This is a genomic window from Streptococcus mitis (assembly GCF_047464965.1).
Lineage (GTDB): Bacteria > Bacillota > Bacilli > Lactobacillales > Streptococcaceae > Streptococcus > Streptococcus mitis_DU.
Genome location: NZ_JASHAT010000003.1, coordinates 185,449 through 192,152, shown reverse-complemented (window position 1 = coordinate 192,152; position 6,704 = coordinate 185,449). Strand labels below are relative to the sequence as shown.

The 6,704-nt window shown below is 35.5% G+C and carries 6 protein-coding genes and 2 pseudogenes; all 8 read left to right on the top strand.

The features are described 5' to 3' along the window. A pseudogene (locus QM408_RS03240) lies at positions 1 to 124 on the top strand (two pore domain potassium channel family protein); the annotation flags it as partial. After that, on the top strand, positions 121 to 1,170 hold the full coding sequence (locus tag QM408_RS03235; RefSeq protein ID WP_000126416.1) for a DUF389 domain-containing protein: 1,050 nt from the start codon (positions 121 to 123) through the stop codon (positions 1,168 to 1,170). The pseudogene QM408_RS03240 and the gene QM408_RS03235, both read left to right, overlap by 4 nt. Positions 1,171 to 1,657: 487 nt before the next feature. After that, positions 1,658 to 2,248 (top strand): annotated as a pseudogene (locus tag QM408_RS03230) (IS256 family transposase); the annotation flags it as partial. A 180-nt stretch (positions 2,249 to 2,428) separates the two neighbouring features. Next, complete coding sequence (locus tag QM408_RS03225) at positions 2,429 to 2,707, top strand: DUF6110 family protein (RefSeq protein WP_002893755.1); 279 nt, start codon at positions 2,429 to 2,431, stop codon at positions 2,705 to 2,707. A 1-nt stretch (position 2,708) separates the two neighbouring features. Then, positions 2,709 to 4,772, top strand: coding sequence for a heavy metal translocating P-type ATPase (locus QM408_RS03220; RefSeq protein ID WP_002893754.1), 2,064 nt, complete (start codon positions 2,709 to 2,711; stop codon positions 4,770 to 4,772). 299 nt (positions 4,773 to 5,071) lie between these two features. Further along, positions 5,072 to 5,686, top strand: a complete 615-nt coding sequence (locus QM408_RS03215) for a CadD family cadmium resistance transporter (RefSeq protein WP_049516165.1) — start codon at positions 5,072 to 5,074, stop codon at positions 5,684 to 5,686. A gap of 11 nt (positions 5,687 to 5,697) precedes the next feature. After that, positions 5,698 to 6,036, top strand: coding sequence for a Cd(II)/Zn(II)-sensing metalloregulatory transcriptional regulator CadX (cadX, locus tag QM408_RS03210; protein ID WP_000711094.1), 339 nt, complete (start codon positions 5,698 to 5,700; stop codon positions 6,034 to 6,036). 268 nt (positions 6,037 to 6,304) lie between these two features. Further along, entirely contained in the window at positions 6,305 to 6,697 is a 393-nt protein-coding gene (merR, locus tag QM408_RS03205; RefSeq protein ID WP_000640389.1) for an Hg(II)-responsive transcriptional regulator, read from the top strand. The last annotated feature ends 7 nt before the right edge of the window (positions 6,698 to 6,704 follow it).

Sequence of the window (6,704 nt, the reverse complement as noted above, 5' to 3'; positions counted from 1 at the left end):
CTTGATTGGAAGGATTACCAGTGTCTTCTTGACGATTTATGGGCTCATATTTTTTGGCTGTTTATCAGCTGTTATTATTAATTATTATACCGATTTAAATAAGGAAAGAGGAGAGGACAAATGACTGCCAATTATTCAACACGGGAATACCGTGAGAAATTATACGATGACCTTCATGTTCGATTGAGAGATACAGCGATTTTGATGTGTGCAATTTTTATTGCCTCTATCGGTCTAAATATGAATTCAACAGCTGTTATTATTGGAGCCATGTTAATTTCACCTCTCATGACACCGATTGTTGGACTGGGATTCGGTTTAGCTATTTTTGATACGCGTTTAATCAAGCAATCTCTAGAGGTTTTATTGACTCAAGTGTTGGTCAGTTTGCTTGTCTCGACTCTGTATTTCTGGATTTCTCCCTTGTCTTATGCAAGTAGCGAGTTGATCGCACGAACCTCTCCAACCATTTGGGATGTTCTCATTGCTATTGCTGGTGGGATTGCTGGTGTGATCGGTTCAAGGAAAAAAGAAGCAAACAATATCGTGCCAGGAGTAGCCATTGCTACAGCTTTGATGCCGCCTATCTGTACTGCTGGCTATGGTTTAGCTAATGGGAATGTACGATTTTTATTGGGGGCTCTCTATCTTTTCTTGATCAACTGTGTCTTTATCATGCTAGCCAACATTGTTGGAACAAGAATTTTGATGAGAAAATCTCCTTTAACTTCATTTAAAGAGCTGAGCATTAAAATGAGAATTGGCTTGATTTCTTTGATTGTATTGTTGATTCTTCCAGCTAGCTATTCGGCAGTTACTCTGACAATAGAACAAGCGCGCAAAGAAGGGATCAAACAGTTTGTAGGAAAAGAGTTCGCCAATTATACGGTTATTAATCAAGTCTACAAGTCAAGTAACAATGAATTGGTCTTGACGGTTGTTGGAGATCCGATTTCAGAAGAAGAATTAGAAACACTCCACCAAAAACAAGCCTCTTACGGTATTCAATCTGTTCAATTGAAAGTGAATCAAGTTCAGAACTCGCCAACATTAGATAGTGAAGCGACCAAGGAATTTTATGAAAACATTGACAAGTATATTGATCAAAAACTCTCTGAAAAAGATTCACAAAACGATCTCGTAAAAGAAAATGAAGCAGACAAGGATTGAGGACAATGAACTGAATCGGTTTTTACGCCGTGTTTTTCTTGTATCTTCCTCTTTCTTACTTATAGCAGGTTGTTTTTGCTTGAATAAGAAATAAATTAGAAGTTCTATCATCTAAGAAAAATGATGAAAAAAATCATTTAACTAATGGTGTGAACGTTTAGTGTTTATCAGCTCCATTCTCTGTAATTTTGGGGGTAAAATCCACACCATTTAGATAAAATTAGTTGAATTTGATTGGAAAAACGCTTTTATAAAAGCGGAGAAAAGTCTTGATATTACGCTGTTTTTAGTCCAACTGAAATTCATACTTTCCAAACCAGGCTTGAAAAAGGCCCGTAAAGCATCACAATTTAGTAAACGTTAATTCGTTACTGGACAGCAGAATACAAACGAAAACACTTTGCATCTTGCAAGGTGTTTTTTTCTATGAGAACTGGCGGTGCGCAATTAGGATAGCTCTAGCGACTTTAGTCGCATAGAGATATGCTATGCACAGTTGCCTCAAGAAAACAATGCTTCTTGGTCCACCCTGTTAGACAAGCTTCAAAACCAAGGAATCCAACAGATTTCTCTTGTAGTTACAGATGGCTTTAAGGGGCTTGAGCAGATTATCAGTCAGGCTCACCCATTAGCTAAACAACAATGTTGCTTAATTCATATTAGTCGAAATCTAGCTAGTAAAGTGAAACGAGCAGATAGAGCGGTTATTCTGGGGCAATTTATAATGATTTATCGTGCTGAAAATTTAGAAATGGCAGGACAAGCTTTAGAGGACTTTCTCGCCGAATGGAAACCAAAGTATAGGAAAGTCATGGAAAGTCTGGAGAAGACGGATAATCTTTTAACTTTTTATCAGTTTCCCTACCAGATTTGGCACAGCATGTATTCGACAAACCTCATTGAGTCTCTTAACAAAGAAATCAAACATCAAACGAAAAAGAAGGTTCTTTTTCCTAATGAGGAGGCTCTGGAACGTTACTTAGTTACGTTGTTTGAAGATTATAATTTCAAGCAAAGTCAACGAATCCATAAAGGGTTTGGTCAATGTTCTGATACACTTGAAAGCTTATTTAATTAACACTCCGTAACTCTACTTAAGTGTTTACACATAATTATTGACAGTATCAAAAAATAAAGTATATTGTTTTCATCATAATATAATTAAATATCAGTATAGAGAATTTTATCCATATATCAGATATCAGCAATTGCTTTTGCTGTCATTTTTCGCTACAATAGTTACAAGGAGGAAATAAACATGTTAAAAGAAGTATTAAACGTCGCAAAAGTTGCGAAAAAATCATCTCTCTTCTTAGGAGGGGTAGCATTTGGGACGCTTGGCTTGAAAGTCTTAGCAAGTAAAGAAGCTAAGAAAGGCTATTCTAAGGCCTTGGCTAAAGCTTACAAATTGAAAGATGGACTGGATGCATCTGTTTCTGTTGTAAAACAACACGGTGATGATGTTTTACAAGACGCTAAATATTTATACGAACAGGAAAAGAAAGAAGAACAATTAGATAGCCTGACAGGTGAATAATATGTCTTTTAAAGTGCTACACAGAGGATATCAACATATCCGATTATCGTCCTCGTTTTCACTGACCTTGGATATTCAAGATTATCTTCGTTCCTTGGCTAAAGATGAAAAAGGGATCGACTCTATTCAGTTTTATATGGATCAGCAGCACTTTACTCTACGTATGAAAGAAGGCTTCTCTGTATTAGAAAATGCAGAGGCCTTTTTAAAAAAAATTGACAAGGGGAAAGTTTCGGACTTGATGACTCTTCCCATTCGTAGAGAAGAGAGTGCTTATTCAATTGTATCGGGTGCAGCGATTAAGCGTTTGCTGTTTCGAAGTTTTGTACCCTACCCTATTCGTTATATTTGGACTTGTTATCAGGCTTTGGGTTATGTCAAAGAAGCCTATCAAACTTTAGCGCGCAAGGAACTAACCATGGAGGTCTTGGACTGTTCGGCCATTTTGTTGTCCTTGTTTATGAACCAATCCAAGACAGCTAGCAACATCATGTTTATGCTTGATTTGGGTAATCATCTGGATCAGTGGTCTTTAAAAAAAACAGCAACAGATTTGGAACAAAGCCTTCTTGCTAAAGAAAGTGATGTTTTCTTAGTGCGGGGAGACATGGTCATCAGCATCAAGAGTTCTGATGTTCAAGTAGGTGATGTATTAGTTGTCTCCCAAGGTAATGAAATCTTGTTTGACGGCCAAGTGGTTTCAGGATTAGGCATGGTCAATGAGAGTTCCTTGACTGGAGAGAGCTTCCCTGTTGAAAAGAAAGAGGGAGATTCTGTATGTGCGAATACTGTTTTGGAAACAGGAGAGTTAAGAATTCGTGTGACTGATAATCAGATAAACAGTCGTATTTTGCAACTCATCAATCTGATGAAAAAATCTGAAGAGAGTAAGAAGACAAAACAACGTCATTTTATTAGGATGGCAGACAAGGTTGTAAAATATAACTTCTTAGGTGCTGGTTTGACTTATCTGTTAACAGGTTCGTTTTCAAAAGCCATTTCCTTTTTATTGGTGGATTTTTCATGTGCTCTAAAAATATCCACACCTGTAGCCTACCTTACGGCCATAAAGGAAGGTCTAAATCGAGAAATGGTTATTAAAGATGGTGATGTATTAGAAAAATATCTGGAAGTGGATACTTTCTTGTTTGATAAAACGGGTACCATCACGACGAGTTATCCTTTGGTTGAAAAGGTTCTTCCTTTCGGAGATTATACTGAGAAAGATATTTTAAGAATAAGTGCATGTTTGGAGGAACATATCTATCATCCTATTGCCAATGCAATTGTTAAACAAGCTGAAATTGAAGGCATTGAACACGAAGAAATGCATGGCAAGCTTCAGTATGTTGCAAGCAAAGGGATTAAATCGCAAATTGATGGTCAATCGGTTGTCATTGGAAATTATGTACTAATGCAAGACGAACAGGTAAGAATTAGTTCTGAGCAGCTGGCCTTGATTGAGCAATATAAGACTCATTACAATTTATTGTTTTTGGCTTATAAGAAAGAATTAATTGGGATGTTTTGTATCCACACTCCCTTGAGAAGCGAGGCGAAAGTTGCATTGAAAAAGCTAAAGCGCCAAGGGAAAAAACTGATTCTGGCAACTGGTGATACGTTGGCTAGAACAGAAGAGTTGGTTAAAGATCTGCCATTTGACAACGTTTATACTGATTTAAAACCAGATGGTAAGTTTCAGTTGGTTCAGGAATTACAGAAAGCTGGCCGAACTATTTTGATGGTTGGAGACGGGTTAAACGACTCTGCTGCCTTGACGCTTGCAGATATTGGGGTTGTGATGAATGAAAGTGCTGATATTTCTAAGCAGATGAGTGATATTTTATTATTAGATAATCGTTTAGATTTCTTCGAGGAATTGAATTCTTTATCTGAATCGTTGCAGAAATTAATTCAAAGAAATATTCAAGAAACAGTTGTAATAAATGGAAGTTTAATTGGATTTGGGTTGTTAAATTGGTTAAGCCCATCTAATCTTTCGATATTGCACAATCTGACTACTTTAAGAATCGTCCTTCGTAGTCTTTCTATTAAAAGTAGGTAAGAGACCGAGAAGCTGAGGTTATAAAAACTAAAAGGAGTTGTCTCATTTGAGAATAACGGCTCTTTGTCAACTGTAGTGGGTTGGTGGAAAATTATACCCTGGAGAGGACCAAATTGGTTCTCTCCTTTTAAATATTGAAAAAACCATTGGCAGTGGACATACTTTAAGACTATATATTTCTGAAACTAGTTTCACAATACAAATATTGACATGCAATTATTAATTGGTGGATTTTAAGTTGACATCTACAAAGGTTAATGTTAGAATACATTCAAAAATATATTTGAATGAGGTGTTTTATGATTCAAAATATTGTTACTTCAATAATCCTGTATTCTGGGACAGCCGTAGACTTACTTATTATCCTAATGTTATTTTTTGCCAAAAGAAAAAGCAGAAAGGACATCATTAACATCTATTTAGGACAATTTCTAGGCTCTGTTAGTCTAATATTCCTAAGTTTGCTTTTTGCATTTGTCTTAAATTATATTCCTAGTAAAGAGATTTTAGGTTTACTCGGTTTGATTCCAATTTTCCTAGGTCTCAAAGTTTTGCTTTTAGGAGATTCTGATGGAGAAGCTATTGCCAAAGAAGGTTTGCGCAAAGATAATAAAAACCTGATATTTCTAGTCGCTATGATTACTTTTGCAAGTTGTGGTGCTGACAATATTGGTGTCTTTGTTCCATATTTTACTACCTTAAATTTAGCAAATTTGATAGTAGCTTTACTTACCTTTCTAGTCATGATTTATCTCTTGGTTTTTTCTGCCCAAAAATTGGCACAAGTCTCTTCTGTTGGAGAAATTTTGGAAAAATATAGCAGATGGTTTATTGCCGTTGTTTATTTAGGATTGGGGATATATATCCTGATTGAAAATAACAGTTTTGACATACTATGGACTATATTAGGCTAGGAGAAAATATTATGAAAAAAGATAGTATCTGCCAAGTGAATGTTATAAATCAGCAAAGTATTACAACCGCAACGAACTACCTTGAAAAGGAAAAAGTCCAAAAATCACTTCGCATTTTAACAAAATTTACCGATAATAAACAGATAAATATCATCTTCTATCTTCTTGCTGTTGAAGAACTCTGTGTCTGTGATATAGCCTGTTTACTAAATCTCAGTATGGCATCTACTTCCCACCATCTTCGTAAACTAGCCAATCAAAACATCTTGGGCACTAGAAGAGAGGGGAAAATTATATATTATTTTATAAAAGATGAGGAAATCAGGGATTTTTTTAATCAACTAGGATAACAACTATTTTTACTACTTTTCCATGATTCTAGGGAGCTACTCTATGAAATTTCGGGTCTTCGGAATATATAGTGGAATTACTTTCTTAATAGTTTAAAAACAACTGGTGTTTAAATCGGATTTTCTGGTGGGATGTTAGGATAATCAATAGTATTATATAAAAGTATCAATCACATACGAGTGATACTTTGGGAAAAAATAAAATAGTCCAATTTACTTGACCGTGTACTATGGTACATGGTTTATAATATTCAGGGGGTGAAATAAGATGATTTATCGCATTAGTGAGTTTGCAGATAAATGTGGAGTTAATAAAGAAACGATCAGATATTACGAGCGAAAAAATTTATTACAAGAACCTCACCGAACGGAAGCTGGTTATCGGATATATTCATATGATGACGTTAAGCGTGTTGGGCTTATTAAACGAATACAGGAACTTGGTTTCTCTTTAAGCGAGATTTATAAATTACTTGGTGTTGTAGATAAAGATGAAGTTCGTTGTCAAGATATGTTCGAATTTGTTTCTAAAAAACAAAAGGAAGTGCAAAAACAAATAGAGGATTTAAAACGAATTGAAACTATGTTAGACGACTTAAAACAACGATGTCCAGATGAAAAGCAATTACATTCGTGTCCAATAATAGAAACATTAACATGAGAGATTA

Bases quoted from the DNA above. Each gene is read 5' to 3' on its own strand.
- cadX (WP_000711094.1), top strand. From the start codon at position 5,698: ATGAAAAAAGATAGTATCTGCCAAGTGAATGTTATAAATCAGCAAAGT.
- QM408_RS03235 (WP_000126416.1), top strand. From the start codon at position 121: ATGACTGCCAATTATTCAACACGGGAATACCGTGAGAAATTATACGAT.
- QM408_RS03220 (WP_002893754.1), top strand. From the start codon at position 2,709: ATGTCTTTTAAAGTGCTACACAGAGGATATCAACATATCCGATTATCG.
- QM408_RS03225 (WP_002893755.1), top strand. From the start codon at position 2,429: ATGTTAAAAGAAGTATTAAACGTCGCAAAAGTTGCGAAAAAATCATCT.
- QM408_RS03215 (WP_049516165.1), top strand. From the start codon at position 5,072: ATGATTCAAAATATTGTTACTTCAATAATCCTGTATTCTGGGACAGCC.
- merR (WP_000640389.1), top strand. From the start codon at position 6,305: ATGATTTATCGCATTAGTGAGTTTGCAGATAAATGTGGAGTTAATAAA.